This window comes from Synechococcus sp. MIT S9452 (genome assembly GCF_047304245.1).
GTDB lineage: Bacteria > Cyanobacteriota > Cyanobacteriia > PCC-6307 > Cyanobiaceae > RCC307.
This window is the reverse complement of record NZ_CP138956.1, coordinates 2,240,213-2,266,203: the sequence shown is the minus strand read 5'-3', so window position 1 is coordinate 2,266,203 and position 25,991 is coordinate 2,240,213. Positions and strand designations below refer to the sequence as shown.

Sequence of the window (25,991 nt, the reverse complement as noted above, 5' to 3'; positions counted from 1 at the left end):
GCCCCCGCAATAGCGGGGGCTTTTTTTATGGCTGCCGGCGGCAACCCGGCGGGATCCACATGGCATCGCCATAGGAATAGAACCGGTAGCCCGCTGTAATCGCGTGCTGATACAGCTGCAGCAGGCGCTCACGGCCGATCAAGGCGCTCACCAGCAGCAATAGCGAACTTTTGGGGAGGTGGAAATTGGTCAGTAAGCCCTGCACCACGGCAAAGCGAAAGCCGGGCTGAATCACCAGATTCACCGGACCGCGAAAGGGCTGCAGCTCCCCGCCATGGAGCGCCGCTACGCCTTCGAGGCTGCGCACACTGGTGGTGCCCACAGCAATCACCCGCCCGTCGCGCTTGCGGCAGGCGGCAACGGCTTGCACCAACGCCTCACTCACCTCCACCCATTCGCTGTGCAGCTCCAATTGGCTGAGGTCTTCGGTTTCCACCGGCCGAAAGGTGCCCAGCCCCACATGCAAGGTGACGCTGGCTCGCTGAATGCCTTTCTGCGCCAGGGCCGCCAGCAGTTCCTCACTGAGGTGAAGCCCAGCGGTGGGGGCAGCCACCGCCCCGGGCTTGGAGGCAAAACAGGTTTGGTAGCGGTCGTTATCGGATTCCTCGTGCTGGTGGATGTAGGGCGGCAGCGGCATCACGCCGTAGCGCAGCAGCAAGGGCTCCAGGCTGGCCGCATCGCTGCACTCCGGCGGGAACTGAATCAGGCGGCCGCCGCTGCTCTCCTCCACCGCCAGCACCTGCAGCGGCAGGTCGGGCTCCCCATCAGCCACCAGGGCAATGCTGTCGCCCGGCCTGAGGCGCTTGGCGGGGCGGGCTAAACACAGCCATTGGCCATGGCCTTGGGGCTCGAGCACCAGCAGCTCGCCAAGCCCTCCTCCAGCGCGGCGCACCTGCAAGCGGGCCCGCAACACCCGGGTGTCATTCACCACCAGCAGATCGCCGGGCTCGAGCTCCTCGAGCAGATCCCACACCTGCCGGTTGCGGCAACCGGCTTCGGGCTCCACCATCAATAGCCGAGCTGCATGGCGAGGCTCCAGCGGCCGCTGGGCGATGCAGGCCTCCGGCAGCTCGTAGTCGTAGGAGCTCAGCAGCGAATCGCGCAGATCGGTCAACACCAGCTCAAAGGGATAGATCCCTCCTAGCTGATGCCCTAAGCGATGAAGCTGCGCACCACGGAGAACACGCGGCTGCGGTCATCGGCCAAGGCCTCATAGAGAACGTTGGCGCGCTGGTTGAGCAGCAGCTTGTCGAAGCGATCGCGGGGGATGGCCACTGGAATCACCACCGTGATGGACACACCCGGAGGCGCCGCGTGTTCCTGCTCCATCACGTACTGGCGGAAAGGATCGATCAAGGAGCTGTAGGGACTTTGCAGCAGCACCAACTGCGGCACCATCGGCCCTTCCCCTACCAAACGCTTCCACTGCTCTTGGGCCGCTGACTCGTTTTCGGGGCGCTCCAACACCGCCACCGCCACCACCTGATCGGAGATGTTGCAGGCATAGCGCACGGCTTCCATGACGGGCTTGGCTATCCGAGGCATCCAAACCACACAGCGATTGCCGATCAGGGGGTGATGGGGCTCCATGCGCGGCAGCACAAAGTCCACTGGCAAGGCCATGGCGGAATACAAGGCCCGGTAGCGCTCACGGATCCGGGTTAACGCCCAGATCAACAGCGGGATGGCAATCACCACGGTCCAGGCGCCTTCATCGAACTTGCTGACCACAATCACCACCAGCACCACAAAGGTGGCCACAGCCCCCAGGGCATTCATCAACAGCCGGCCGCGCCAGCCGTTGCCATGGCGCTGCCACCAACGCTTGACCAAGCCCAGCTGCGAGAGGGTGAAGGCGGTGAACACCCCAAGGGCATAGAGGTTCACCGCCACGGTGGTGTTGCCGCGGCAGATAAAGATGATCAAGGCGGTCACGCCCAGCAGCACGCCAATCCCGTTTTGGTGAACAAGGCGATCCCCCACCCAGCGCATCTGCCGGGGGAGGCATTGGTCGTCGGCGAGCATCGCCGCCAAGCGCGGAAATCCTGAAAAGGCGGTGTTGGCCGCCAAAACCAGGATCAGCAGGGTGGAGATCTGCATCGCCCACAGCAGCAAACTGTGGGCACCAAACACCCGTGTGCCGATCTGGGCAATCACGGTGAGATCGCGGCTGGGGGCCACCCCATACATGAAGCCCAGGCCGCTGATGGCAAAAAACATCGCCGACAGCAGGATCCCCATCACCAGAAGGGTTTTGCGGGCATTGCGGGGCGCTGGCTCCTGGAACACCTGAACGCCATTGGCGATCGCCTCAATGCCAGTCATCGCCGAGCAACCCGAGCTGAAGGCGCGCAGGATCAAAAACAGCCCCAGCGGCTCAATGGCGTTCACCAGCGGCGGCGGATCGGGAACAAAGCCATGGCTGAAGGTGAGGTCCTTCAGGCCCGCCACCGTCAGCACCACCACCATCACCACAAAGGCATAGGTGGGAATCGCAAACACCCGCCCGGCTTCTTTGAGCCCGCGCAAATTGGCCCAGCCCACCAAGGCCAGCAGCAACAACGCAAACGACACCTCGTGCTGCCGCAACTCCGGCAACAGCGAGCTGATCGCTTGGGTCCCCGCCATCAGGCTGACGGCAGCGGTCAGCGTGTAGTCGATCAACAGGGCCGCTGCAGCGATCAAGCCCACGTTGCGGCCGAGGTTCTCGCGCACCACCACATAGGAGCCGCCGCCATCGGGATAGGCCGAGATCGCCTGGCGGTAGGAGAGCACCACAATCGCGATCAGGGCGATGATCGCCACGGTGATCGGCACCGACAGCCCAAGAGCGGCGCTGCCTCCCAGCACCAACACACCCAGGGCGGCTTCCGTTGCATAGGCCACCGAGGAGAGGGCATCGGAAGCCAGGATCGGCAAGGCCTGGATGTTGGGCAGCCGCTGATCAGCGGCGGCATAGCGCGACAGGGGCCGCCCCAACAACCGCTTCCAGAACGTCACCCAACCGCCGCCATCACCCCCTCAGAGTGACCAGAGCAGCGGGCAATGGCAGCTAAGTCACAGAGCCAGGCTTTCGGGCTGGGTTTCGATGATCTTGGCCAGATCCTTGAGGAAGCCGGCGGCATCAGCGCCGTAGATCACGCGGTGATCGGCCGTGAGGTTGACCTGCATCTGGCGCTTGACGGCGATCGAGCCATCGCTGTTGGCGGCCACCACCGGGCGTGAAGCACCCACGGCCAGGATGGCGCCAGTGCCAGGCGGCAGGATCGCGTCAAAGCGGTCGACGCCAAACATGCCCAGGTTGGAGAGGGTGAAGGTACCGGTGCTGTATTCCTCAGGCTTGAGCTGCTTGCTGCGAGCCCGGGAGACCAAATCCGCCCAGCTGCGCGAGAGGCTGTAGAGGTCGTTGCGATTAGCCGCGGCCAGCACCGGGGTTACCAAGCCGCCGTCTTCCATCGCCACAGCAACGGCCACATTGATGCCCTCTGGATAGGCGATACCGGCCTCGCTGTAGGCCGCATTCACCCGCGGATGGCCGGACAAAGCAGAGGCCACAGCCTTGGCCAGCAGCGCGGTCATGGTCACGCCCTTGGGCTTGACCTGTTTGTAGAAAGCATCGAGCTTGTCGGTGGTGATCGTGTAACCCACGCGGAAGGTGGGCACCGCCAGGCTGGCCACCATGTTGCGATTCACCGCCTGCTGAAGGGTGGTGAAGGGCAGGGTTTCACCAGGGCCCACCGGAGCAGCCACAGCTGCGGGTAGAGGAGCCACGGCAGGAGCAGCAGCTTGGGCCGCTGGCAGGGTTCCAGCAGGAACAGCCGATGGCGCTGTTGGGGTGCGGCCAGCCGCACGCTCGACATCAGCAGCGATCAGGCGGCCATGGGGGCCGCTGCCGCGCAGGCCTTCAAGTTGCACGCCCAATTGCTGGGCCAATTTCTTGGCGCGGGGGCTGGCCACCACGCGTCCGCCATGGCCATTGCTGCTGGCAGGAGCCGGCGGCGCGGCCACGGCAACAGGCGCGGGGGCAGGTGCCGCAGCCGGCTCAGGGGTCGATGCAGGAGTTGCTGCCGGTGCCGGTGCGGCTGCAGGCGCAGAGGCGGCTGAGGTGGCCGGTCCGTTGGCCTTGAGCTCGGCGAGCTCAGCCTCGGTTTCCACCACCAAGCCAATGGTTTCGCCTACAGGAGCTGTTCCGCCAGCGGGCAGCAACACAGCACCGAGGAAGCCAGCCTCAAAGGACTCCACGTCCATATCGGCTTTATCCGATTCGACCACCAACACCGATTCACCGCGCTCAACGCGGTCGCCGGGCTGCTTGAGCCACTCAACGATCTTCCCCTCAGTCATCGTTGAGCTGAGGGCTGGCATGAAGATCTCGAATGTCGCCATCAGCCGCTTCCGCTCAAGGGTCCGGGGATCTTATCTCCCGGCTCAGGCGCCCTCGCTAATGGACTGAACGACGCCGTCTTTGACCACGATCGAGGCCTGCAGCTTCTGCACCAGGTTGTCCCCCACCGAGACGGTGCAGGTGCTTTCGATTTGCCCCTGCTCCACCACCTCATCCATCTGCAGCCCCTGCACGGTGGTCTGCTGATCCAGCAGGTTGCGCTTTTGCTCCTCGAGCTCAGAGCGCTTGGCGGCCACCTGCTGCTGCACCCCAGCCACCTGCTCCTGCACGCGTGGATCAAGCGGATTGGCGCTCTGGCGGCGGATTTCCTCGATCACCTGCTGGCCTTCTTGCTCCAGCTGGGCCAGCTGCTGGTCGGTGGTGGTGATGCCCTGGCTCAGTTCGCGCTCAGCTTCCTGCTTCCAGGTCGGCGTCACAACCGCTTGAACCGTGATGTTGCGTTTGATGGTCAGCGCGTCAGCCATTGGAAGGGAAAGTGGCGCCCAAGACTGTCAGTCGCAGCAGCTGGGGTCAACCGGCGCCATAGATCGCCGCAATTGCTGCGCCGTCGCGACTGCTGATGCGGTCACGCCGCTGTTTGAGCGTCTGGGTCAAAAGGCCGTTGTCGATGCTGAAGGCCGCCACCAAGGCCACCCCCGCCAGGCGCTCATCAGCCCGGGCGCCACTGCGCTCAGCCAGGCGGCGATTTAGCCGGCTGGTGAAGGCTTTCAGCAGCGCAGGATCACCCCCCAAGGCCGAGCCATCGGGCCACTGCTCAGCCACTGGCAGAGCCAGCTCAGCGGCCAGGGCCGCTAGAGCTTCGGTGCGCGGCACCACCAGAGCACCCAACTGGCGTTGGTCCTGGCCCACCACCATCACCTGCTCCACCAGCTCGGAGGCTGCCAATTCGTCCTCCAGCGGTCCGGGCTCGATGTTTTCGCCGCTGCTCAGCACGATCGTGTCTTTGGCGCGGCCGGTGAGAAACAGCGAGCCATCGGCCAGCACATGCCCGAGATCACCGGTGTTGAACCAGGCCTCGGTATCAAGCACCTCCCCGGTGGCCTCAGGCCGATTGAGGTAGCCCTTCATCACTTGGGGGCCGCGGGCCAGCACCAATCCCCGCTCCCCTTGCTGCAGGGTGCGGCGGCTATCGGGATCAACAATTTTCAGCTCGGTTCCAGGCAACGGCCGGCCAGCACTGCCGCGCCTGTTGGCCCAGCGGCGCCGGCAGCTGAGCACCGGGCTGGTTTCGGTCAGGCCGTAGCCCACCAGCAATTCGATGCCGATGGCCTCGAAAAAAGCATCGATGTGCTTCGGCAGGGCTCCACCACCGCTGATGGCGGTGCCCAAATGCCCGCCAGCCAGTTGTTTGCGCACCGCAGGCCACAGCAAGCCACTGGCCAGGGCGGCTGGCGCCCAACTCAGCGCCGCCACGGCCAAACCAGCCAAACGCTCAGACAAAGGCAGGGGGTGATCAGCCAGATCACGCCACTGCCGCAGCGAGCGGGCATGGGTTTGCGAAGCGGCCAAGGCCGCGCGCAACAGCTTTTGTTTGCCGGCCGGCATCCCTTCAAGGGCTCCCTGGAAGCCTCCATAGAGGGCTTCCCATAGGCGCGGAACACTGATCAGGTAGTGGGGGCGAACCCGCTGCAGATCGCCCTTGAACTGGCGCAGGTTCGTATAGCTCTGGCAGCAACCGCGCGACAGCAACAAATAGCCAGCGCTGCGTTCATAGGCATGCCAAATCGGCAACACGCTCAACACCCGCTCGCCCGGCTGGGGAGAGACGGCCACACCCAAGGTGCGCACCTGATGCAACAGGTTGGACTGAGAGAGGGGCACCCCCTTAGGCCGACCTGTGGTGCCGGAGGTGTAGAGGATCGTGGCCAGGCGGCTTTCAGATCCCTCGGCCGGCTCGAGCACGGCAGAGCGGTGAACACCACCGGCGAGCAGCTCCTGCCAGCTCAGCAGTGGCACCGGCACACCGATGGCGGGCACCTCGCCATGGAGCAACAGCACAAAATGCAGGCCAGCCAGGGCACCAGCGGCTTGCAACGGCTCCAGCAGGCTGGCGTCCTCCAGCACCAGGGCCTTTGCACCGCAATCGCCAAGGATGTAGACCAACTCCTCAACCGGGGCTTGGCTGCCGCGCACGGCATTGGCGGCCCCCAGCCGCATCAAGCCTTGATCCACGGCCAACCAGCGGGGCCCGTTCTCAGCGAACTGAGCCACCACATCCCCTGGGCCAATGCCCTGGGCTGCCAGGCAAGCAGCCACTTGGGCGATGCGCTCATGCAACGCCTGGAAGCTGAGGCTCTCTGGAGCTGGGCCGTGGGCAGCTTCCACCGCCATCAGCGTTCCGTGGCTCTGTGATAGCCGCGGCCAGAGGCCATCAATTCCCTTCAGTCCCGACCAATCAGGCTGCTGCTCCAGGGCCCGCTGATCCGCGCGATCACCCTGCCAGCACACCAAAGCGTCAGCCATCGCTCTCCAGCCAGCTGCGCAGAGTCTGCTCGTTGATCCACTCCACAGCGGACCAGCCCAATCGCTTGCAACAACTTGCTGCCAGGGGCTGCTGCAACTGCTGCACGCTCACCCCGGGCCGCCATTGATCCAGCCGCCCCACCGGCAACGGCAGGCCGCAGGGGGTGATGGCTTCAAAACCCGCCAAATCGCAGCTCACATTGAGGGCCAGACCGTGCTGGGTCACCCAGCGGCGGCAGCCCACCCCAATGGCAGCCACCTTCTTTCCTTCCAACCAAACCCCGGTGAGCCCCTCGCGCCGCTCAGCGCTGAGCCCGTGCTGCTCGAGCAGATCGAGAACCATCCCCTCAAGCTGACGCAGATACCAGTGCAGATCGGGCTGATGGCGCTGCAGATCAACAACCGGATAAGCCACCAATTGGCCAGGCACGTGGTGGGTGACTTCACCACCGCGATCAAGCCGGTGCAGCGGCGCAGGGGGATCCTCAGGATCGAAATGCAGGTGTTCAAGGCTGGCGCCGCGGCCGAGCGTGTAGCAAGCGGGGTGCTCCAGCAGCAGCAATAGCTCCGGGCCACCTGAGCTCAACAGGCGTTGCTGCCACTGCTGCTGCCAGCGCCAGGCCTGCTCCAGGGAAATTTCCCTGGCGAGAGCACAAAGGAATGCTTCTGGCAATACCCGTTCCATGCCGTCGTCAATACATTGAATTCAACCCACATGGCAGTGAGGTGCCGGTATGAAGCTTCTGATCCACGGCCGCAATCTCGAAGTCACGCCCGCGTTGCGGGATTACACCGAAACCAAGCTCTCGCGAGCGGTGAATCACTTCAACGGCATGGTGCAGGAAGCCGATGTGCACCTGTCGGTGGCGCGCAACCCGCGGGTGCCTCAGCAAACCGCTGAAGTCACCCTGTTCGCAAGCGGCACGGTGATCCGCGCGCAGGAACGCAGCCAGAACCTCTACGCCAGCATTGATCTGGTGGCCGGAAAACTGGCCCGCCAGCTGCAACGCCATAAGGACCGCCGCCAGGGCCATGGGCACCACAGCGATCACCAGGCCGAGCCCGAGGTGATGCCCCTGCAGGGCGACATCCTGCAAGGCCGTCAGGCCAAGCTGCCCGCCCCTGTGGTGCGGCGGAAGTATTTCGCCATGCCACCGATGAGCGTGGAGGAAGCGATTCACCAGCTGGAGGTGATCGACCATGACTTCTACGTCTTCCGCAATGCCGACAACGGCGAGCTTCAGGTGGTGTACCAGCGCAACCACGGCGGATACGGTGTGATCGAAGCCCGCAGCTAATGGCGTGCCTGCCGCATTCGACCCGGCCGAGGTCCCCGATCTCGCCCCACTGATCGACCACGCCCTGCTGCAGCCGCGGCTGGGCAGCGAATCAATCGAGCGCGGCTGCCAGCAGGCCCTGCATTACGGCTTCGCCGGCATCTGTCTGGCCTCCCGCTGGATGCCGCAAGCCCGCCAGTGGCTGGGGGAGCGCAGCAGCGTTCGCCTGATCAGCGTGTTGAGCTTTCCCTTCGGCGCCTGCAGCAGTGCGATCAAGCGCGCTGAAGCCGAAGCCGCTGTGGAGGCTGGCGCCGATGAACTTGATCTGGTGCCGGATTTCGCCCTGCTGCTCGATGGCGAGCTCACGGCCTTGCACGATCAAATTGCGGCTGTGGTGGAGCTGGGTCTTCCGGTCAAATTGATCCTGGAGGCCGATCAACTCAGCAGCGATCAGCTGCAAACGCTGGTGGAGGTGGGCCTCGATGCCGGCGTCGCGTTTCTGAAAACCGGCAGCGGCTATGGCCAGCCCGCCAGCAGCGCCATCGTGCGGCAATTGCACGGGCTGGCAGCAGGGCGGGCCAAGGTGAAGGCCTCCGGTGGAATCCGAGACCTGGGCCACGCCATTGAGCTGGTGCAAGCAGGGGCCCAGCGGCTGGGCACCAGCCGGGGCGTGGAGCTGGTGCAGGCCCAGCGGGAATGAGCACGCCGCCGCGCGAGCGCAGCCTCGAGGGGCTTTGCCTGAAAACCACACCGCTGGGTGAGCAAGACCGCCTGCTTCTCCTGCTCACCGAAGAAGAGGGGCTGCTCAAGCTGGCCGCCAGCGGCGCCCGCAAACCGCGCAGCAGCCTGGCCGCTGCCGGAGCGCTGACGCTGATCAAGGCCCAGGTGGCACGGGGCCGCAGCCTCGATCGCCTGCGCCAGGCCCAGGTGATCCGCAGCTACAGCCGCCTTGGTGAGCAGCTCGAATTGCTGGCTGCCGGCCAATGGCTATTGGAGCTAGCGCGGCTGCTGATCGCCGAGGCCGAACCCCTCCCCGGTGCCTTGGCCCTGCTGCTGCACCGGCTCGGGCAACTGGAGGAGTTGCGATCAGCCCCAGCAGAGGTTCAGAGGCTGGAGGCCTTGGCCACCGCCGTGCAGGGCGGCGTGCAGCTGCTGCAACTCGCGGGGCTGGGGCTACCGATGAACACCGATCTCAATGGCGGCGGTGATTTGGTGCCGCCGATTGGCAACTGGGAGTGGCGCTGCAGCCTGCTGCCGGCCGATGGCTTTTGCAGCGGCCGGCAAAGCGGTGCGGTGCTGCTGCTCAATGCCTCAGAGCTCGCGCTACTGCAACGGTTGCTGCGGCCCCAACTGCCGCGCAAGCGCGATGGAGAGCTGATGGGGCCAGAACGGGTGTGGCTGCACCTGCAGGAGCTGCTGCAGATCTGGTGCCGTGAACATCTCGGACGCAGTCCCAGAGCATTGACACTGCTGCGGCAGGATTGGCCGGCATCAGCGCAGCGGCAGAACGGGTGAGCGATCAGGCCCAACAAGGCAGCGGTCTTCAGGCCGTGCTGGCCCTTCCGGGTTTCAGGCTCCTCTGGCTGGGGCAGATCTTTTCCCAGCTGGCCGACAAGTTCTACATCGTGTTGATGGTGTTTCTGATCGCCCAAAACTGGGCGCAGACCACCGACATCAGCTCAGGCCCGCTGGCAGAAGCAGCCGATTTATTGCGCCAGCAGGGCGTGGGCAGCAATCCAGGCCTCAGCAGCGGCGGCGTGGGCCCCGATGCTCAGCTGATCACCCTGCTCACCACCGGCATCTTTGCCGCCAACACCCTGCCGGCGATCCTGCTGGGCAGCCTGGCGGGGGTGTGGGCGGACCGCTGGCCCAAGCGGGCCGTGATGGTGGCCTCCAACGGGCTACGCACCCTGATCACCCTGGCGGTGCCGTTCATGCTCCTGCCCGGGCCCAGTTGGCTGGGCTTGAGCTGGGGCTACTGGGGCCTTTTGGTGATCACCTTTTTGGAGTCCTGCCTGACGCAGTTTTTTGCGCCAGCCGAGCTGGCCGCCATCCCGCTGCTGGTGGACAAACCCCTGCTACTACCGGCCAATTCGCTGTACACCACCACCACCATGGCGGCCACGATCGTGGGCTTCGCCTTGGGCGAACCGGTGATGCAGCTGCTGCGCCAGGTATTGAGTCCCCTGGGCATCAGCCATGGCGAATTTGCCCTGGTGCCCTTGGCCTACGGGATCGCCACCTTGATCCTGCTGTTCGTGCGCACCAATGAGCCGCCGCGCCAGAGCACAGGCACCAGTGTTTGGGCGGATATCAAAGATGGGCTGGCTTTCTTGAGCCGCCAGGCCAGCGTGCGCGGGGCGATGCTGCATCTGGTGCTGCTTTACAGCCTGCTGGCAGCCCTGTGGGCCCTCTCGATCAGCTTGGCCATCCGCGTGGCGGGCCTTGGCGCCGAACGCTTTGGCAGCTTGCTGGCCATGGTGGGGCTGGGGCTGGCGATTGGAGCAGTGTTGATCGCGCAGCTGGGCCATCGCTTCCGCCGCTCGGTGCTCGCCGCCATTGGCCTGGGCGGCATGGGCTTCTGCCTGGTGCTTTTGGCCCAACTCCGCCCCAATCTCTGGACCACCCTGGCCCTCTGCGGCGTGCTCGGGCTGGGTACGGCCCTGGTGGGCATTCCGGCTCAAACCACGATCCAGGAAGACACCCCAGAAGAACTGATGGGCAAGGTGTTTGGCCTGCAGAACAACCTGGTGAACATCGCCCTCAGCCTGCCGCTCGTGCTGGCCGGCACCTTGGTGGGAAGCGTTGGTCTGCAACCGGTGCTACTGCTTTTGGCGCTGCTGGTATTTGCCGGTGCTGGCATGGAGCGGCCATGGCAACGCAACTAAACGCCGCTGCTAGCTTTCCCCCCTGGCCCATCCTTTGTTGATGCGGATCGCCTGGCTCGGGAAAAAATCGCCCTTCTGCGGCAACGTTTCTTACGGCTTGGCCACCACCGCCGCGCTGCGCGATCGGGGCCATGAGATTCATTTCATCCATTTCGACACACCAGCCACACAGATCGGCCGGCTGCTGAAAGCTGGCCCTGGCGATGAGCACGAGCTGGCCGCTGAAGACCAACCCGATGTGGCCTTGCCCTATCTGGTCAAATCGCAGATGTACACCATTCCCTCACCGCGGGCCAACCGCGAGCTGCGGGAATCACTGGAGCGCATCCAGCCCGATGTGGTGCACGCCAGCCTCACCCTCTCACCGCTGGATTTCGGCCTGCCCGAGCTCTGCCAGCAACTGCAGGTGCCGCTGGTGGCCACCTTCCACCCTCCCTTTGATGCCTCCCTGCGCAACATCACCGCCGGCGGCCAGCAGCTGACCTATCAGCTCTATGCCCCCTCGCTTGCCCGCTACAGCAAGGTGATCGTGTTCTCCGATCTCCAAGCCGAGGTGCTCAACCGACTGGGGGTTCCTGAGGATCGTTTAGCGGTGATTCCCAACGGCGTGGACCCGCGCCATTGGCATCCCGGCAGCTCGGATCTGCAGCAGCGCTTTGACGGCCGCCGGGTCTTTCTCTACATGGGCCGGCTGGCCACCGAAAAAAACGTGGAGGCCCTGCTACGGGCTTGGAAATTGGTGCAGCCCGAAGGCTGCGTTCTGGTGGTGGTGGGCGACGGCCCCCTGCGCAACACCCTGGAAACCACTTACAGCTCAGAGAACATCATTTGGTGGGGCTATGAGGCCGATCAGCAGCGCCGCGCCGCCCTGCTCCAAGCCGCTGAAGTGTTCCTGCTGCCATCGCTGGTGGAAGGGCTCTCACTGGCCCTGCTGGAAGCCATGGCCAGCGGCTGCGCCTGCGTGGCCACTGATGCGGGCGCCGATGGCGAAGTGCTGGCCGGAGGCGCCGGCATCGTGATCAGCACCCAAGGCGTGACCACCCAACTGCGCACCCTGCTGCCGGTGCTGCGCGATCAGCGCCTGCTCACCGCCGAACTGGGGCGCCAAGCCCGCCGCCGGGTGATGGAGCGCTACACCCTCAGCGCCAACATTGATTCAATTGAGCGCCTCTACCGCGAGCTCAACAGCCCCTTGCCCCTGGTGGCCTAAGCCAGCTCCGCGCAGCAACGCTCAAAGGCGGCGGCCGGATCATGGGCTTGAGTGATCGGCCGGCCAATCACCAATTGGCTAGCGCCAGCGGCGATGGCTTCTGCAGGACCCATCACGCGGGCCTGATCACCAGCGGCTGCCCCTTTCGGGCGGATCCCAGGGGTGACCAAAGCAAACGGCTCGGGGTGCTGACGGCGCAGGGCCGCAGCTTCAAGTGGTGAGCACACACATCCGCCAATGCCTGCACTGGCGGCGAGTTGCGCCAGGGCCGGCACCCGCTCGGCGATGCCCTGGGCCATGGCGAGTTCCTGCTGCATGCGCTGCTCCTGCCAGCTGGTGAGCACCGTCACCGCCAAGAGGGTGGGCAGCGGTTGCCCCGCCGCTTGGGCTCCCTCAACAGCGGCAGCTTGCGCCGCCTTAAGCGCCTCGCTGCCGGAGCAGGCATGAACGGTGATCAACTCGGCCCCCAGCGCCGCGGCCCGCCGGCAGGCACCCGCCATCGTTGCTGGGATGTCGTGGAACTTGAGATCCAAAAAGACCCGCCGCCCTTGCTCCCGCAGCTGCGCCACCACCCCAGGGCCCGCCTGCACAAACAGCTCCAGGCCCACCTTCACCCAACGCAGCCCCTCGAGCTGGCGGCTGAAAGCCAAGGCCTGCTGGGGCGCCATGCCATCGAGGGCCACGATGATCCGATCAGCGGGGTGATTAAAAAGCGACGGAATCAAGGCAGCCAGTCGATCTCCCACCATCCTGAGATGGTCCTGGCGCAAAAACATGCTGCCGCGCATCGTTCATCCAGAACAGCTCCAGGGATTTCGCCTCAGCGATGGCGATCACTGCCGCTTGGCCCTGCTCAGCACCCCGGCTGATGGCGACAGTGGCAACTCCGATCCAGAGGCTGTGCCATCGCTGTTTCTAGAGATCCACGATCCATGTGATCGGGTTCCGCCCCATGCCCACCACCAAGCGGCTGAACTGTTCTTTGTCTTGCGCGGCCAGGTGATCTTTCATCTCAAAGATCGATCCATTCGCAGCGGCGGTGGAGACTTTGTTGTCGTGCCCTCAGCCACCCTGCACGATCTTGAAAACCCCGGCCCAGGCAGGCTTTATCTGTTGACCATGCTGAGCAAAGACGAGGGCTTTGCTGATGCACTAATGCAAGGGATTCCAACGCCTCTGGACGCTGAAGATCTCGCTGTACTGAAAAGCTTGTAGATCAAGCTGTCAGCCGGCGGAATGTCTTTTTACCGAGCTGCAGCACCTTGCCCTCCAGCTCCGCCGCCGAGGCAAACTCCTGGTTGGGGTCGGTGAGCTTCTCCCCCTCTAGCCGCGCAGCACCACCTTTGATCTGGCGGCGGGCCTCACTGCTGCTGGCGCAGAGGCCAACCGCACTGAGCAAATAGAAGGCTTTGGCCGGGAAGTTCACCTGAGCAAGCGAAGCCTCCGGCACGTCCGCAGAGGCATCACCGCCGCCCCCCACCAGGGTCGCGGCATCGCTCTGCGCCTTGCTGGCCGCCTCCAGTCCATGGCGGCTAGCGGTCACCGCCAGGGCCATGGCTTTCTGCTTATCCCGCGGGTTCTGCGGCAACGAGGCCAGATCCAGATCGCTCAGCAGGGTGATGTAGTCATCAATGGCGGCATCACCCACCTTCTCGAGCTTGGAGTACATCGAGAGCGGGTCTTCCTCGAGGCCAACGGTGTTGCCGAGGCTCTTGCTCATCTTTTGAACCCCGTCGAGGCCCACAAGGATCGGTAACAGCAGCCCGAACTGGGTTCGCTGGTTGAAATGGCGCTGCAGGTCGCGGCCCATGGCCACATTGAATTTCTGGTCGGTGCCGCCGAGTTCCACATCGGCATCGACGGCCACCGAGTCGTAGCCCTGCAGAAATGGGTAGAGGAATTCGTGCAGGGCAATGGGCGTGCCGCTGCCGTAGCGCTTGGCAAAATCCTCTTTGGCCAGCATCTGGCCCACGGTGGCGGTGCCCAACAGGCCAATGACCTGGGGCAGGCCCAAATCAGCCAGCCATTCGCTATTGCGGCGCACCTCAAGGCGGCCGGGCGTTTCAAAGTCGAGCAGGGCCTGCTCCTTGGGCTGCCCTTGCCCCAACTGGGCCAGATAGGTGGCCGCATTGGCCTCCACCTCTTCAGCCGTCAGCTGCACACGCGTGGCGCTTTTGCCGGTGGGATCGCCAATGCGCGCGGTGAAATCCCCAATGATCAACACCGCCGTGTGGCCGGCGTCTTGGAAGGCCCGCAGCTTGCGGAACAAGATGCTGTGCCCCAAGTGAATGTTGCTGCCGGTGGGATCGATGCCCAGCTTGATGCGCAGCGGCCGGCCCTCTGCCTGGGCTGCTGCCAGCCGTGCCGCCAGGGCCTGATCCGCATCACCCGGTGCACCAGCCGGAAACAGGTCGGCCATGCCGCGGGCCAGCCATGCCGGCAAAGACTGCGGTTGTTCCGGCATGGTCAGGGCGCGGGAGCTGCTTGGCAGTGGATCGTACGGGCGCGGCTCAGCTCTCAGCTTCGAGTTGGGATTTCATGCGCTCGAGCGTGAGGTTCATTTGCTCAAACATCTGCTCTGGCGTGATGCCGAATTGACTCAGCTGGGTGCGCAGCTGCTCAACGGTGAGCTTGGCCTGGAAATCTTCCGAGAGCTCAAAGCGCTTCATGAAGACGCGGTAGCGCTCCATCAGCTCTTCCATGCGGTCAATAAACAGCTTTTTGCCTTCGCGATCGAACTTTCCGTATTCCCCGCCCAGCTGCATCAGCGATTGGTAGTCGCCAAACAGGCGTTTGGCTTCGTCCTGAACGATCTCAGATTCAAAGAACCCCATGGCCGATCCTTTCTACACGCCATTCTGAGCGGCCCACAGCCTCTGGCCAGGGCGGTTCTCCGACCGGATACTGGCTCATCGATTGCATTGCCTTCGCCCATGGCTCGGCCGCGCCACTGGCTGGATCCACTGGCTCGCCGCCTGCTCCAGGCCAGCGGCGAACTACCCAGCCCGCCCAAACCAGCCAAACCCATTGCACCTTTGGTGTTCGACAGCCCCACCGTTGACACCTGGCAAATCGATGTGAACCGGGCCAGCCACAGCGACTGGCTCAAGCTGCCGGGCTGCAGCAATGATCAAGCCGATCTATTGGTGCGGCTGCAACGGGGCGGGGTGCAATTCAGCGGCGCCGATGACCTGGCCCGATTGCTGGAGCTCAGCGCTGAGCAGCAGCAGCTGTGGCAGCCCCACCTGCTGTTCCGCTGGTACAGCGAACCACCCAATCCAGTCGCTGCAGCCCTCGATCTCAACAACGCCAGCAGCCTGCAACTGCAGACCCTGGGATTAAGCCCGGAGCGCCAACAACGGCTGCTGCGCGAACGCAGCCGCCAACCCTTTCGCGATATTGCTGATCTGCAGGAGCGTCTGCTGCTGCCTGCCGGCGTGATTGAAGAACTGATCGGCAAGGTTTGCTTTGGGCCAGCTGCAAGCAGCAGCAGCAGCGGACCTGAACTTCCCCTGGCGAAATCCTGAAATGCGCCAGTTCGATCTGTTCACACCCCAAGCCGGCCTGCAGCCCGATGCAGAGCTACCCCTAAGCCCTGAGGTGCTGGCGGATTGGCAGCAGCGGGTGTTGGCCTTTCAGCAGCAGCAGCGCCAGCAGCCCAGCAGCAACGCCCAAGGCAGCTTGTTCGGCCAACACGAACCGAGCGCGGCGCCACCGGAGCCCTTGAGCCTGCCCCCACAACACCTGCTGTTCTGGCGCTGGCCAGACTCGCTGCAACATGGGGCTGCCCTCTATTTCGTGTTCGACCACAGCCGCGGCGACGGCCAGGAGCTGCTGCTCTATGTGGGGGAAACCTGCCAGGCCGACCGCCGCTGGAAGGGTGAGCACGATTGCAAGTCGTATTTGGCGGCCTACGGCGAAGCCCTGGTGCGCTGTGGTCAGCAGCCACGCTTCACGATCCGCTTCTGGTGCGATGCCCCGGCTGAGGCGCGCGCGCGCAGGCGCGTCGAGCAACAGCAGATTCGCCATTGGCTGCCGCCGTTTAACAAGGAGTGCCGCCAGCGCTGGCAGACACCGTTCCAGAGCGACCTCCACTAATTAGGCGGCACCGGTACGATCGCGCGATCAATCCGTTGCGCCGTCATGAACTTCCGCTGCAGTTCCGCTCCCCTGGCGGAGCTCGGCTGTGATGGTGTGGCCCTGGGCCTATTCAGCAGCAGCTGGCAGCAGCAGTTGGCCGCCCTGCTGCCAGCGCTGGCCTCCCAGTTGGAGCTGCTGCTTGAGCAGCGCGAGTTCAAAGCCAAAGGCGGTGAGAAGCACAGCTTCAGCTTTCCTGGCCAGCAGCCATCGCTGGTGATCATTAGCGGCTTGGGCGAGCCAGACGACTTTGACGGCCTGGCGCTGCGCAAAGCCGCCGCCAGCCTGGCCCTGGCCAGCCGCGGTTCCAACCTCAAGGCACTGGCGCTGGTCTTACCCCTGGAAGCCTTTGCCCCCGATCAAGCCCTCACGGCCTTGATGCAGGGCTGCCGGCTCGCTCTCTACAAAGACGAGCGCTTCCGCAGTGAGAACAAGCCCAGCCTGGATCCCGGCGAGATCGTGCTGCAGGGCCTAGCCAGCGAGCTGGATCAACAGCTGGCGCAGCAGGAAGCCATTTGCCAAGGCGTGATGCTGGCGCGCGAATTGGTGGCGGCCCCGCCCAATGTGGTGAATTCCCTAAGCCTGGAAGCCACCGCCCGCTCCATCGCTGATCAATTTGGCTGCGAGCTCACCGTTCTCGATGAAGCGGCATGCCGCGAACGCGGCATGGGGGCCTATTTAGCCGTGGCCCAAGGGGCCAGCATCCCGCCGCGGTTCCTGCACCTGGTGATTCGCCCGCAAGGCCCTGTCAAGCGCAAGCTGGCCTTGGTGGGCAAAGGCCTCACCTTTGATTCCGGCGGCTACAACCTCAAGGTGGGCGGCAGCCAGATCGAGCTGATGAAGTTCGACATGGGCGGCTGCGGCGCGGTGCTTGGAGCGGCCCGCACCCTGGCGGAACTCAAGCTTGAGGGGCTGGAGATCCATGTGATCAGCGCAGCCACCGAAAACATGGTCAGCGCTGAGGCGATCTACCCGGGCGCCATCGTGACGGCCTCCAATGGCAAAACCATCGAGATCAACAACACCGACGCTGAAGGGCGTCTCACCCTGGCCGATGCCCTGGTCTATGCCTGTGGCCTGGAGCCTGATGCGATTGTTGATTTGGCCACCCTCACCGGGGCCTGCGTGATTGCCCTAGGCGATGAAATCGCTGGCTACTGGAGCCCCGACGATGGCCTAGCCCAACAGCTGAGTGATGCCGCCCATCGCGCCGGCGAAGGGCTCTGGCGCATGCCACTGCAGAGCTCCTACAAAGACGGGCTCAAGAGCGGACTGGCCGATATGAAAAACACCGGACCTCGTCCCGGTGGCTCGATCACCGCAGCCCTGTTCCTCAAGGAGTTCGTCAAACCTGAGATCCCCTGGGCCCACATCGACATCGCCGGACCGGTCTGGAGCGACAAGGGCCGCAGCACCGATCCCTCTGGCGCCACCGGCTACGGCGTCCGCACCCTGGTGGAGTGGTGCCAGGCGGTTGCTGCTGATGCGAAGGAAGGGTTAAGCCAGGGGTGATCCACCTCCGGTGTTTATACGTTGTTCCAGCCCACCAGCTCTGACCACAGCGCCTTCTGGTTCGAGAACACCAGTCCGAGCCAGTGGGATGGCGATGTCGGCAGAGCTTGCGAAGCCGCTGTGGCCGATTGGCAGCGCTTCCAACGGGAAGCCGAGGAGATCCTCGAGCCGGTGATTCCCAACCTGCGCGTGCGCCATCACCTGACAATGGATCTAGCCAACCACGCCTTCCCTGAAGCCTTCAGCCCCGCCTGCCAGCTCTGGCGCCAAGAGGAGGAGGCCCTCAGCCTGGAAACGCTGCATCAACCGCTCGACTCCTGAGGAGAGCCGAACCAAACCGTCCGGTTCTCCCCATCGCCCCAAACGACTGAGCGTTTCACCGTGAAGGGAGAGCCGCAAGGAGCGCGGTGATGGTGAAAGGCAGCAACGATTGCTTTGGCTGGATGCTCAATAGCATCGGCCGTCATGCCCTCTTAAGCCCCGAGGAAGAGGTGAGCCTGGGGCGCCAAGTGCGCGCCTGGCAGGACCACCCTGGCGGCCCTGAGAAAGCGCCAGCGGAAGTGCAAAAGCGTGGACTGAGGGCCCGCGGCCGGCTGGTGCAAGCCAACCTGCGGTTGGTGGTGCACTTAGCCAAAAAACAGCACCTGCGCGGCTTGGCCATGGAGGATTTGGTGCAGGAGGGCTCGATTGGCCTGCAGCGCGCCGCCGAGAAATACGACCCCAGCACCGGCTACCGCTTCAGCACCTACGCCTATTGGTGGATCAAGCAGGCCCTGCAGCGGGCGATTCAGCTGCAAACCCCAGCCCTGCGGCTGCCCTGCCGGGTGAGCGAGCGGTTGGGGCGACTGCGCAGCACACACGGGCGGCTCAGCCAAGAGCTGGGACGCCAACCCAAGCCAGAGGAGCTGGCCGAAGCCATGGGCGAACGCGTTGACCAACTCCACGAGCTCGAGCGTGCGCAGCTGCTCAGCCGTGGCTGTTCCCTCGACACCCCGATGGGCTCAGACCCCGACCACGGCAGCCTGGTGGACCTACTCGAAGACGACCGCACCAGCCCGATGGAGCAGCTGGAGCAAACCCTGCGCAGCGAACAGCTGACAGGACTGTTGAGCAGCGCTGGCTTGAGCGAGCGCGAGGCCACCGTGGTGCGAGCGCGCCATAGCGACGAACGCACCCCCTACCAACAGCTGGCTGACCGCTTTGGCATCAGCCGCGAACGCACACGGCAGCTGGAGCACAACGCCCTACGCAAGCTGCGCCGCTGCGCGGAAGCACAAACGGCAGCGGCGTAGGTTGAAATCCCTCAGCGCAATGGCATGGCTGCGCGGCGCCGAATCAGCCCCAAATGGCAGTGGTACCTGCGGGCTCAAGTGGGAGTTCTGCTTCTGCCAGCTGGGCTTTGCCTATTTGGTGAAGCGGTGGTACGGCGCGGCTCTACACCACCAGAGCCGTGGTTTTGGATCGGCACCTTGAGCCTGATATGCATCAATGCAGGCATCGGCTTGATGATTGAAAGTGGCTTGCTCAGGGGCTACCCGAGGCCTTAGGCCACCACAGGCTGCGCTTCTTGCTGATCGCTCAGCGTGGCCGGCGATTGCAGCTCGTGGATCTGCCAGCGCGCCCGGTCATCACAGTTCTCAAGCAGACGGTCGAGGTCATCTGCTGCGTGCTTGGGGCTCTCATATGGACCGATGTAACGGGTCGACAATCCCTCGCGAATGGTCAGCAGATACATTCCACCTCCGCGGTCTGACCGCAACTTAGCCTGCGTTTGTAGGAAATGCAGGGGCGGTCTTCCACACCACTGGCAAGCGCGCCTGCTCTCCCCAGACCGCATCGAGCCGGGCATCACGGCCGCAACGCCAGCGGTAGAAGTTGTAAGTGAGGGCTTGGCGCTCGGCGTAATCCTGGTGATAGTCCTCAGCCGGCCAGAAGCGTTTCAGCGGTTCGATCGTCACTGCCAAAGGCTCAGCAGTGGCGAGCTCTTGGGCCGCCAAGCGGGCGCTTTCACTGGCCTGCTCCAGCTGATCGGCTGAGCCGGTGAAGATCACCGGGCGATAGGAGCTGCCACGATCACAGAACTGGCCCTCGCCATCGAAGGGATCCACGTTGCGCCAAAAGGCTCGCAGCAAAGTGGCGTAACTGATGCGATCCGGATCGAAACGCACCAACACGCTCTCAGCGTGGCCGGTGCGGCCACTGCTCACCTGTTGATAGCTGGGATTGGCCGTGCTGCCGCCGGAGTAGCCGCTTTCAGCCGAGATCACCCCAGGCAGCACCTCGAGATCGTGCTCAAGGCACCAAAAACACCCCCCGGCAAACACCGCCTGCTGGGGATCAGCAGCCCAAACAGCAGAGGTTGGCCCCAGCAGAGATGCCAGCGCCACCAACACAGAAGCCAGCAGCCAGAGCAATCGCCGCTTCATTGGGGAATGGCCTCGAGGATGGCCGCTGCAGCGCGGTCGGTCACCCCAGGGCTGCCCAGGGTCTGCCGCAGCCGCTGGTAGCCATCGAACACGCGGGCGCGGCATGACTTGTCTTCCAATAGCGGCACAGCCTGGGCCAAAAACTCATCCACCGTGAAGCTGTCTTGCAGCAGCTCCGGCACCAAGCGCTCTTTAAGCAGCAAGTTCACAGGCGAAATGTGCTCCACCTTGAAACGCAGCAGATGCTGGGCCACCCAAGCCGTGAGCCGGCTGACCCGATAGCCCACCACCTGGGGAACCCCCTGCAACGCCAGCTCCAGGTTGACGGTGCCTGACTTGCCAAGCGCCAAATCTGCCGCTCCAAACAGGGCGGGCTTGAGGGCATCCGCTTGATCAGCGGGAATGACTCGCCCGCGCACCCCAGCAGCCTCGAGGGCCTCGGCCAAGGGCTGCTCAAAACGACTTAAGCCCGCTGGAACGATCACCGATAAATCGGGATCTCGGGCCTGCAGCTGGGCCGCCACCTGGGCCAACACCGGCATCAGATAGTTCAGCTCTTGCGGCCTCGAGGCCGGGAACAGCAGCAACAGCCGGCCATCGGGGGCAAGCCCCAACTGCTGGCGCGCTTCACTCCTGCTCAACCGATCAGCCGCCAAATCCACCAGGGGATGGCCCACCCAGGTGACCGCCGCCCCATGGGACTCATAAAACGAGGCCTCATCAGGAAAGATCGCCAGGATGCGATCAGTGAACTTCAGCAGGCTGGTGGTACCGCCATCGTTCATGCTCCAGGCCCATTCCTGGGGAGCGATGTAATAGGTGATGGGCACCTCGGGCAGCTGCCGCCGCAAGCGCTTGCCCAAACGCACATTGGCGCCCATGTAGTCGATCAGCACCACGGCATCCGGCGGCCGCTGGAGCAGCTCGCGGTTCACCTGAGCCTGCAGCTTCAGCGTTGGCAGCACCTGAGGCAGATGCTCCAAAAGACCAATCGAACCGAGCGGCGCCGTATCAGCAAGGAGCTCAGCTCCAGCGGCCTGCATGCGGGGGCCACCGAGGGCTAAAACCTCCAAGGGAATCTGGCGCGCTGCCGCCTGCCGGTGGAGAGCCTCCACCAACAAGCTGCCTTGCAGATCACCAGACACCTCACCGGTGCTGATCAGCACGCGCACCATTAGCGGCTGGCGGCTGGCATCGGGCCGCGGCGCCCCTTGGTCAGCGATCCTTCCAAAAACGAGCAGAGGTGTTCAGCCGCCGGGAGCAGCTCTTGCGCTCGAGCAAGCTTCAAGCCCTCAGCGATCACATGCTCAGAGCGGTAGAGCAGCGACCAGATCTCCTGTAGCTGGCGCATCTCGCGTCCTTCGTGCTGCTCGGCAAAGCCACTGCGGCGCAGGCCTACCCGATTCAAACCACGCACCCGGCCTGGGTGTCCTTCCACCAAACAAAAAGGAGGCACATCCCGGTCCACGCGGGTCATGCCGCCCACCATGGCCATGCGGCCGATATGAACGAATTGGTGAATGCCCAAACAACCACCAATCACGGCACGATCTTCAATCACCACATGGCCTGCCACCTGGATGGCGTTCGACATGATGATGTCGTTGGCCAGCTCGCATTGGTGGCCGAGATGGCAGTAGGCCATCAGCAAGTTGCGATCACCGATGCGGGTGATTTCACCTTCGTTGGTGCCGCGGTTGATCGTGACGCACTCTCGGATGGTGTTCTGATTACCAATCACCACCTCAGTCGGTGCTCCTCGGTACTTGAGGTCTTGGGGCTCCTGACCGATGCAGGCCCCAGCAAAAATTTTGTTGTCACGGCCCAGGCGCACGCGGCCATCGAGCACCACATGGGGGCCAATCGAGGTGCCGGAGCCGATGCGCACCTCGGGGCCGATCACGGCATAGGGGCCAATGCTGACGCCGCCGTCAATCTGCGCCGCCGGATCAACCACCGCGGTGGGATGAATCTGAGGAGCGAGTGCGGAGCTGCCCATCGTCAATCCACCAACGAGAACATCAGCTCACCAGAGCAGACCAGCTCACCATCAACGGTGGCTTCAGCCCGCACCTTGCCAAAGCGCTGACGCTTGAGGCTGAGCAGTTCACAAGTAATGCGCAACTGATCGCCGGGCACAACCGGGCGGCGGAAACGAACCCCATCAATGCCAGCAAAAACAAACAAGCCCTTCGGCAGATCTGGCATCTGGGTCACGATCAACCCACCCACCTGGGCCATGGCTTCAACGATCAACACTCCGGGCATCAACGGCCGGCCAGGGAAATGCCCCTGGAATTGGGGCTCATTCAAGGTGATGTTTTTGATCGCCACGGCCCGCTTTCCGGGCTCATGCTCCAAAACCCGGTCCACCAGGGCAAAGGGATACCGGTGCGGCAGCAGATTCATGATCTGCTCGCTGCTCATCAAGGGGGAGTGGGCCGTGGAGGAAGCAGACATTCAGGCAACGCTGGGAAGATCACCGCGGGATGTGACCGCAGCGAGAGGAGCAGAGCTGGCGGCCAAAGCAGCAGCCAACTGGGTATGGAGGTTATGGGACGCCCGGAACGCCATCACTTGAGCCAGGGGCAAGCCCACCAGAGCCAGATCGCCAATCAAATCGAGCAGTTTGTGGCGCACAGGCTCATCGGCAAAGCGCAGCGGCGGGTTCACCCACTTATCGCCATCACACACCAAGGCGTTATCCAAGGCGCCGCCTTGAATTAAACCGGCTTCCCGGAGCTGCTCCACCTGATCTTTGAAGCCAAAGGTGCGCGCTGGGGCGATCTCGCGAACAAACGATTCCGGGCTCAGCACCAGGCTGAACAGCTGGCGGCCGATGGCGGGCTGCGGAAACTCAATGGCTGCCGAGAGCAGCAGCTGATCGGAAGGCAACGCCTGCACAAAGCTGTCACCGCGCTGACAACTAATTGGAGCCGCCAACGGAGGCAATGGCGCCCGAGGCCCCAGATCAACCAAGCCAGCCTCAGCAATCGCCTCCACCCAGGGCAATGCCGACCCATCCAGCAGAGGGATCTCATGGCCCTCAAGCCATATTTCGGCCTGGGTCAAGCCAACACCGGCCAGAGCCGCGAGCAAGTGTTCCACCGTGGCCAGGGGCCGGCCGCCAATCTCCAGGGCCGTGCACAGGCGGGTGTCGCGCACCTGATCAGGCGCAAGCAAGACAGGCTTTTGATCGGGTTGATCGAGGAAGCCAACCCAAAAGCCAGGCTTGGAACCAGGCTCCAGGCGCACCAGGCAGTCCTGACCAGAATGCAAGCCCACCCCGCGGCGCTCAACAGCTGCCGCCAGCGCGTAGGCACGGCTGTAGTCAGAAGCCCAGATCACGCTCAGAACTTAAAACCAACACCCACGTTGAAGCGGTAGTCACCAGTCCAGTCGCGCGTCGCCACCTCCAAACGCAGCGGGCCCACGGGCGTGGTGAGGATCACACCCGTACCAACCGAGAAGCCCTGGCCAGGCTTGAGCAACAGCTCACCAGGCTTGCCGGGCACATCGCCTTGGCTGCCGATCATGGAACCAGCATCAACGAAGAATTCACCACTAATGATTTTGAAAATCGGGAAGCGGTATTCGATGGTTCCCTCCACGTAACTAGAACCAACGCCTAGATCACAATTACTGAAACCACGAACCGAGTTGTTACCACCAACACAAAAAGCTTCGTAAGGAGGCAAGTTACTTGTGCCAATAACGTTACCTGCAGTGACCTGAAATGCCATGGCTTGTGGACAATCCTCTGCTTCACCTTTCTTGGGCCGGCACCCTTTGTAGAAGTTGATCCAATTCACCGGTATGAAATGAGTAGCAGTCATTCTCTGCCTGTTGAAAGTTGGCGAATTTTCACCAACACTCACGTATTGCTCGGATGTAGCGGTGACAAAGCTTCCGGAACGAGGATTCTTATTGTCATCCAAATTGTTATAAGAAGCTGCAACCCTCGCGCCGACAAGATGATTAGATGTGGCGCAATTAAAAGCCAAACACATAATCTCATCCGGAGTAGCCCGCGATGGGCGCTCACCAGAATTCTTAAACGGCGCAGCACCAAAGGCACGAGGAACTCCATCACCATTCATAGTGACAGCCTCTTGTGCGCTGAGACCAAAAATTAAAGTCCAGAGGTTTTTCTTATAGGGATCACCGCCACGGAGCGGCCGGATGTATTGCACATTGCCACCAGTCCGCTGAACTCGAGCTAAATCACCTTCAGGATCATAAAGATAGAAGCTTTCCCCAGTTAATATTTTCCCGTTGTACAAAGCCAGTGGCGATGATTTTGCTTGTCTAATGTTATTGGCACCTAGATCATCAATGTTGTAAACATAATTTGAAGGGAATCCGAGCTCTCGATTGAGGGCTGCCGAATCGGTTTCTAACCTCGCCGGAGGCTCATAAAAACCTCTCAAAGTGCGTATAGAACCATCGTCGGTGCTTTGGAACACCTGAGGTATTTCACGGCTCAGGAATGCCTTCATTCGCAGGCCACTACGGTTGGGATCTCCCTTGATCCAAGGGATATTCCAACTCACATCTGCCAAGGCTCCGTACTGGCCATAGGTGATGTTGGTGCCCACATCCCAGGCATTGCCAAAAAGATTGCTTTCGGCCAGCTGCACCTGGCCAAACAAACCCTGGCTTTGGCTGTAACCAATACCGCCGGAGAGTGAGCCGGTGGACTGCTCAATCACCCCAAGCACAATCTGGACTTCGCCAGGCTTGGCTGGAATGGGCTTCAAGGTGACCTTCACATCCGCGAAAAGGCCCGTGGCATAAAGGCGCTTGATATCGCCCTCTAATTCGCGCCGGTTGAACAACTCACCGGGGCGCAGGGAAATCTCCCGGTCGACCACCCACTCCTTGGTTTTGCCGCGAACAGGCTCACCGTCTTCATTGGTGGCATCGCCATTGGCATTGAGGAACTGAACCTTGATGCCCTCAACAACGCCTTCCCGCACAGAGAGTTCAACCACACCCTCTGGACTCACCCGGGTAGGTCCTGTGATGCGTGCCAGGGAATAGCCCTCACTGGCGTACCACTTCTGCAGAGCCTTAACGCGCCGCTCCAAGGTTTTGAGATTGAGGGTGCGGCCGTAATCGGTTGCAAACACCTCCTGAATTTCTTGCTTGGGCAGCAAGGCATCGGGGTTATTGAGCACCACCTCGGTCAACACCGGGTTGGGTGACACCGTCACCAGCAATCGAACACCCAGAGGGCCATCGGTAGGCCGAACCCTCACATCACTGAACCAACCGGTGGCATAGATGGCATCGATATCCGCCTTTACAGCGCTGCGGCTGGTAGTAGTGCCGGGCCTCACCGTGAGGGAGTCGTAGACAGCACGCTCGAGACGTTCGCGATCGGGGTGGCCCTCCAGACCTTCCACCAACACTTCGCTCACCAGCACCTGGGGCTCAGCGGCTGGCTCAGCCGGCGTGGTACCAGGTGAATCGACCTGCTCCGAGCTGGGGGCAGAGGGTTGCTCTTGCTCTTGTGCTTGCGCTTGCAAACCAAAAGGAGCAACTCCCACCAATGGAGCAACCACTCCAGAAGCCAGCAGGCTTCCAAGCAGTTGGGCACGGGAGGTACGGGACGAGCCCTTAGCCATGGTGTGGGGCAGCAAACAGCGGCATGGCCGCAAGCGCGCCGAA

28 protein-coding genes are annotated in these 25,991 nt (G+C 63.1%); 12 read left to right on the top strand and 16 right to left on the bottom strand.

Annotated elements, in window-relative coordinates; all coding sequences use genetic code 11:
• Window positions 1-25 precede the first annotated feature (25 nt).
• Genes queA through lipB form a run of 6 tightly spaced genes read right to left on the bottom strand, consistent with a single transcriptional unit; the run spans window position 26 to window position 7,553 of the window.
• Window positions 26-1,114: a tRNA preQ1(34) S-adenosylmethionine ribosyltransferase-isomerase QueA gene (gene queA, locus SIB46_RS12120; RefSeq protein WP_413297792.1), complete on the bottom strand. Its 1,089-nt coding sequence runs from the start codon at window positions 1,112-1,114 to the stop codon at window positions 26-28.
• Between the two features lie 38 nt (window positions 1,115-1,152).
• The gene (locus tag SIB46_RS12115) at window positions 1,153-3,000 is read right to left on the bottom strand and encodes an APC family permease (RefSeq protein WP_413296369.1); all 1,848 of its coding nucleotides are present in this window, start codon (window positions 2,998-3,000) and stop codon (window positions 1,153-1,155) included.
• 57 nt (window positions 3,001-3,057) lie between these two features.
• Window positions 3,058-4,386, bottom strand: a complete 1,329-nt coding sequence (locus tag SIB46_RS12110; protein WP_413296368.1) for a dihydrolipoamide acetyltransferase family protein — start codon at window positions 4,384-4,386, stop codon at window positions 3,058-3,060.
• Window positions 4,387-4,428: 42 nt separating this feature from the next.
• A complete protein-coding gene (locus SIB46_RS12105; RefSeq protein WP_413296367.1) occupies window positions 4,429-4,869 on the bottom strand; it encodes a YlqD family protein in 441 nt (146 codons plus the stop codon).
• A gap of 46 nt (window positions 4,870-4,915) precedes the next feature.
• On the bottom strand, window positions 4,916-6,868 hold the full coding sequence (locus SIB46_RS12100; protein ID WP_413296366.1) for an AMP-binding protein: 1,953 nt from the start codon (window positions 6,866-6,868) through the stop codon (window positions 4,916-4,918).
• On the bottom strand, window positions 6,861-7,553 hold the full coding sequence (gene lipB / locus SIB46_RS12095; RefSeq protein WP_413296365.1) for a lipoyl(octanoyl) transferase LipB: 693 nt from the start codon (window positions 7,551-7,553) through the stop codon (window positions 6,861-6,863). The genes SIB46_RS12100 and lipB overlap by 8 nt, the downstream gene beginning before the upstream one ends.
• Before the next feature lie 49 nt (window positions 7,554-7,602).
• Between lipB and hpf the strand changes: the two genes are divergently transcribed.
• The 5 genes from hpf to SIB46_RS12070 are packed head-to-tail and all read left to right on the top strand — an operon-like array spanning window position 7,603 to window position 12,243.
• Window positions 7,603-8,166: a ribosome hibernation-promoting factor, HPF/YfiA family gene (gene hpf, locus SIB46_RS12090; RefSeq protein WP_413296364.1), complete on the top strand. Its 564-nt coding sequence runs from the start codon at window positions 7,603-7,605 to the stop codon at window positions 8,164-8,166.
• Window positions 8,167-8,170: 4 nt separating this feature from the next.
• Window positions 8,171-8,845 (top strand): deoxyribose-phosphate aldolase, encoded by a 675-nt coding sequence (gene deoC, locus SIB46_RS12085; RefSeq protein ID WP_413296363.1) that lies wholly within the window; start codon window positions 8,171-8,173, stop codon window positions 8,843-8,845.
• Window positions 8,842-9,660, top strand: coding sequence for a DNA repair protein RecO (gene recO / locus SIB46_RS12080; RefSeq protein WP_413296362.1), 819 nt, complete (start codon window positions 8,842-8,844; stop codon window positions 9,658-9,660). Before deoC ends, recO begins: the two co-directional genes overlap by 4 nt.
• A complete protein-coding gene (locus SIB46_RS12075; RefSeq protein ID WP_413296361.1) occupies window positions 9,627-11,033 on the top strand; it encodes an MFS transporter in 1,407 nt (468 codons plus the stop codon). The genes recO and SIB46_RS12075 overlap by 34 nt, the downstream gene beginning before the upstream one ends.
• A 37-nt stretch (window positions 11,034-11,070) precedes the next feature.
• A complete protein-coding gene (locus SIB46_RS12070; protein WP_413297791.1) occupies window positions 11,071-12,243 on the top strand; it encodes a glycosyltransferase family 4 protein in 1,173 nt (390 codons plus the stop codon).
• Here SIB46_RS12070 and pyrF read toward each other — a convergent pair.
• Window positions 12,240-12,992: an orotidine-5'-phosphate decarboxylase gene (pyrF, locus tag SIB46_RS12065; RefSeq protein WP_413297789.1), complete on the bottom strand. Its 753-nt coding sequence runs from the start codon at window positions 12,990-12,992 to the stop codon at window positions 12,240-12,242. The genes SIB46_RS12070 and pyrF overlap by 4 nt on opposite strands.
• A 25-nt stretch (window positions 12,993-13,017) precedes the next feature.
• Between pyrF and SIB46_RS12060 the strand changes: the two genes are divergently transcribed.
• Window positions 13,018-13,458 carry a cupin domain-containing protein gene (locus SIB46_RS12060; RefSeq protein WP_413296360.1) on the top strand — a complete coding sequence of 147 codons (441 nt, stop codon included), beginning with the start codon at window positions 13,018-13,020 and terminating at the stop codon, window positions 13,456-13,458.
• A 1-nt stretch (window position 13,459) separates the two neighbouring features.
• Here SIB46_RS12060 and tyrS read toward each other — a convergent pair whose 3' ends face one another.
• On the bottom strand, window positions 13,460-14,707 hold the full coding sequence (gene tyrS / locus SIB46_RS12055) for a tyrosine--tRNA ligase (RefSeq protein ID WP_413296359.1): 1,248 nt from the start codon (window positions 14,705-14,707) through the stop codon (window positions 13,460-13,462).
• 46 nt (window positions 14,708-14,753) lie between these two features.
• Window positions 14,754-15,077, bottom strand: a complete 324-nt coding sequence (locus SIB46_RS12050) for a DUF1825 family protein (protein WP_413296358.1) — start codon at window positions 15,075-15,077, stop codon at window positions 14,754-14,756.
• A gap of 99 nt (window positions 15,078-15,176) precedes the next feature.
• Here SIB46_RS12050 and SIB46_RS12045 point away from each other — a divergent pair, with 99 nt between their 5' ends.
• The 6 genes from SIB46_RS12045 (at window position 15,177) to SIB46_RS12020 (ending at window position 19,439) form a co-directional block, all read left to right on the top strand.
• Window positions 15,177-15,770 carry a hypothetical protein gene (locus tag SIB46_RS12045; RefSeq protein WP_413296357.1) on the top strand — a complete coding sequence of 198 codons (594 nt, stop codon included), beginning with the start codon at window positions 15,177-15,179 and terminating at the stop codon, window positions 15,768-15,770.
• Between the two features lies 1 nt (window position 15,771).
• Entirely contained in the window at window positions 15,772-16,341 is a 570-nt protein-coding gene (locus SIB46_RS12040) for a GIY-YIG nuclease family protein (RefSeq protein WP_413296356.1), read from the top strand.
• A gap of 45 nt (window positions 16,342-16,386) precedes the next feature.
• Window positions 16,387-17,892, top strand: a complete 1,506-nt coding sequence (locus SIB46_RS12035) for a leucyl aminopeptidase (RefSeq protein WP_413296355.1) — start codon at window positions 16,387-16,389, stop codon at window positions 17,890-17,892.
• A gap of 21 nt (window positions 17,893-17,913) precedes the next feature.
• A complete protein-coding gene (locus SIB46_RS12030; RefSeq protein WP_413296354.1) occupies window positions 17,914-18,213 on the top strand; it encodes a hypothetical protein in 300 nt (99 codons plus the stop codon).
• An 89-nt stretch (window positions 18,214-18,302) separates the two neighbouring features.
• The gene (locus SIB46_RS12025; protein WP_413296353.1) at window positions 18,303-19,184 is read left to right on the top strand and encodes an RNA polymerase sigma factor RpoD/SigA; all 882 of its coding nucleotides are present in this window, start codon (window positions 18,303-18,305) and stop codon (window positions 19,182-19,184) included.
• A gap of 24 nt (window positions 19,185-19,208) precedes the next feature.
• Window positions 19,209-19,439: a hypothetical protein gene (locus tag SIB46_RS12020; RefSeq protein ID WP_186548082.1), complete on the top strand. Its 231-nt coding sequence runs from the start codon at window positions 19,209-19,211 to the stop codon at window positions 19,437-19,439.
• On the opposite strand, the gene SIB46_RS12015 is transcribed toward SIB46_RS12020, so the two are convergent.
• Genes SIB46_RS12015 through SIB46_RS11985 form a run of 7 tightly spaced genes read right to left on the bottom strand, consistent with a single transcriptional unit; the run spans window position 19,436 to window position 25,948 of the window.
• Window positions 19,436-19,627, bottom strand: a complete 192-nt coding sequence (locus tag SIB46_RS12015; protein ID WP_413296352.1) for a hypothetical protein — start codon at window positions 19,625-19,627, stop codon at window positions 19,436-19,438. The genes SIB46_RS12020 and SIB46_RS12015 overlap by 4 nt on opposite strands.
• Window positions 19,628-19,652: 25 nt before the next feature.
• On the bottom strand, window positions 19,653-20,318 hold the full coding sequence (msrA, locus tag SIB46_RS12010) for a peptide-methionine (S)-S-oxide reductase MsrA (RefSeq protein WP_413296351.1): 666 nt from the start codon (window positions 20,316-20,318) through the stop codon (window positions 19,653-19,655).
• Window positions 20,315-21,493, bottom strand: coding sequence for a lipid-A-disaccharide synthase (gene lpxB / locus SIB46_RS12005; RefSeq protein WP_413296350.1), 1,179 nt, complete (start codon window positions 21,491-21,493; stop codon window positions 20,315-20,317). The genes msrA and lpxB overlap by 4 nt, the downstream gene beginning before the upstream one ends.
• Window positions 21,493-22,317 carry an acyl-ACP--UDP-N-acetylglucosamine O-acyltransferase gene (lpxA, locus tag SIB46_RS12000; protein ID WP_413296349.1) on the bottom strand — a complete coding sequence of 275 codons (825 nt, stop codon included), beginning with the start codon at window positions 22,315-22,317 and terminating at the stop codon, window positions 21,493-21,495. The genes lpxB and lpxA overlap by 1 nt, the downstream gene beginning before the upstream one ends.
• A gap of 2 nt (window positions 22,318-22,319) precedes the next feature.
• Window positions 22,320-22,778 carry a 3-hydroxyacyl-ACP dehydratase FabZ gene (fabZ, locus tag SIB46_RS11995; RefSeq protein ID WP_186548089.1) on the bottom strand — a complete coding sequence of 153 codons (459 nt, stop codon included), beginning with the start codon at window positions 22,776-22,778 and terminating at the stop codon, window positions 22,320-22,322.
• On the bottom strand, window positions 22,779-23,666 hold the full coding sequence (gene lpxC / locus SIB46_RS11990) for a UDP-3-O-acyl-N-acetylglucosamine deacetylase (protein WP_413296348.1): 888 nt from the start codon (window positions 23,664-23,666) through the stop codon (window positions 22,779-22,781).
• A gap of 2 nt (window positions 23,667-23,668) precedes the next feature.
• Complete coding sequence (locus SIB46_RS11985) at window positions 23,669-25,948, bottom strand: BamA/TamA family outer membrane protein (RefSeq protein ID WP_413296347.1); 2,280 nt, start codon at window positions 25,946-25,948, stop codon at window positions 23,669-23,671.
• Between the last annotated feature and the right edge of the window lie 43 nt (window positions 25,949-25,991).

What these genes read in the sequence shown, in the direction of transcription:
- SIB46_RS12110 (WP_413296368.1), bottom strand. Translation starts at nt 4,386, where the DNA reads ATGGCGACATTCGAGATCTTCATGCCAGCCCTCAGCTCAACGATGACT.
- SIB46_RS12105 (WP_413296367.1), bottom strand. Translation starts at nt 4,869, where the DNA reads ATGGCTGACGCGCTGACCATCAAACGCAACATCACGGTTCAAGCGGTT.
- SIB46_RS12100 (WP_413296366.1), bottom strand. Translation starts at nt 6,868, where the DNA reads ATGGCTGACGCTTTGGTGTGCTGGCAGGGTGATCGCGCGGATCAGCGG.
- lipB (WP_413296365.1), bottom strand. Translation starts at nt 7,553, where the DNA reads ATGGAACGGGTATTGCCAGAAGCATTCCTTTGTGCTCTCGCCAGGGAA.
- hpf (WP_413296364.1), top strand. Translation starts at nt 7,603, where the DNA reads ATGAAGCTTCTGATCCACGGCCGCAATCTCGAAGTCACGCCCGCGTTG.
- recO (WP_413296362.1), top strand. Translation starts at nt 8,842, where the DNA reads ATGAGCACGCCGCCGCGCGAGCGCAGCCTCGAGGGGCTTTGCCTGAAA.
- pyrF (WP_413297789.1), bottom strand. Translation starts at nt 12,992, where the DNA reads ATGGTGGGAGATCGACTGGCTGCCTTGATTCCGTCGCTTTTTAATCAC.
- SIB46_RS12060 (WP_413296360.1), top strand. Translation starts at nt 13,018, where the DNA reads ATGCTGCCGCGCATCGTTCATCCAGAACAGCTCCAGGGATTTCGCCTC.
- tyrS (WP_413296359.1), bottom strand. Translation starts at nt 14,707, where the DNA reads ATGCCGGAACAACCGCAGTCTTTGCCGGCATGGCTGGCCCGCGGCATG.
- SIB46_RS12050 (WP_413296358.1), bottom strand. Translation starts at nt 15,077, where the DNA reads ATGGGGTTCTTTGAATCTGAGATCGTTCAGGACGAAGCCAAACGCCTG.
- SIB46_RS12045 (WP_413296357.1), top strand. Translation starts at nt 15,177, where the DNA reads ATGGCTCGGCCGCGCCACTGGCTGGATCCACTGGCTCGCCGCCTGCTC.
- SIB46_RS12040 (WP_413296356.1), top strand. Translation starts at nt 15,772, where the DNA reads ATGCGCCAGTTCGATCTGTTCACACCCCAAGCCGGCCTGCAGCCCGAT.
- SIB46_RS12035 (WP_413296355.1), top strand. Translation starts at nt 16,387, where the DNA reads ATGAACTTCCGCTGCAGTTCCGCTCCCCTGGCGGAGCTCGGCTGTGAT.
- SIB46_RS12025 (WP_413296353.1), top strand. Translation starts at nt 18,303, where the DNA reads ATGGTGAAAGGCAGCAACGATTGCTTTGGCTGGATGCTCAATAGCATC.
- SIB46_RS12020 (WP_186548082.1), top strand. Translation starts at nt 19,209, where the DNA reads ATGGCTGCGCGGCGCCGAATCAGCCCCAAATGGCAGTGGTACCTGCGG.
- SIB46_RS12015 (WP_413296352.1), bottom strand. Translation starts at nt 19,627, where the DNA reads ATGTATCTGCTGACCATTCGCGAGGGATTGTCGACCCGTTACATCGGT.
- msrA (WP_413296351.1), bottom strand. Translation starts at nt 20,318, where the DNA reads ATGAAGCGGCGATTGCTCTGGCTGCTGGCTTCTGTGTTGGTGGCGCTG.
- lpxB (WP_413296350.1), bottom strand. Translation starts at nt 21,493, where the DNA reads ATGGTGCGCGTGCTGATCAGCACCGGTGAGGTGTCTGGTGATCTGCAA.
- lpxA (WP_413296349.1), bottom strand. Translation starts at nt 22,317, where the DNA reads ATGGGCAGCTCCGCACTCGCTCCTCAGATTCATCCCACCGCGGTGGTT.
- fabZ (WP_186548089.1), bottom strand. Translation starts at nt 22,778, where the DNA reads ATGTCTGCTTCCTCCACGGCCCACTCCCCCTTGATGAGCAGCGAGCAG.
- SIB46_RS11985 (WP_413296347.1), bottom strand. Translation starts at nt 25,948, where the DNA reads ATGGCTAAGGGCTCGTCCCGTACCTCCCGTGCCCAACTGCTTGGAAGC.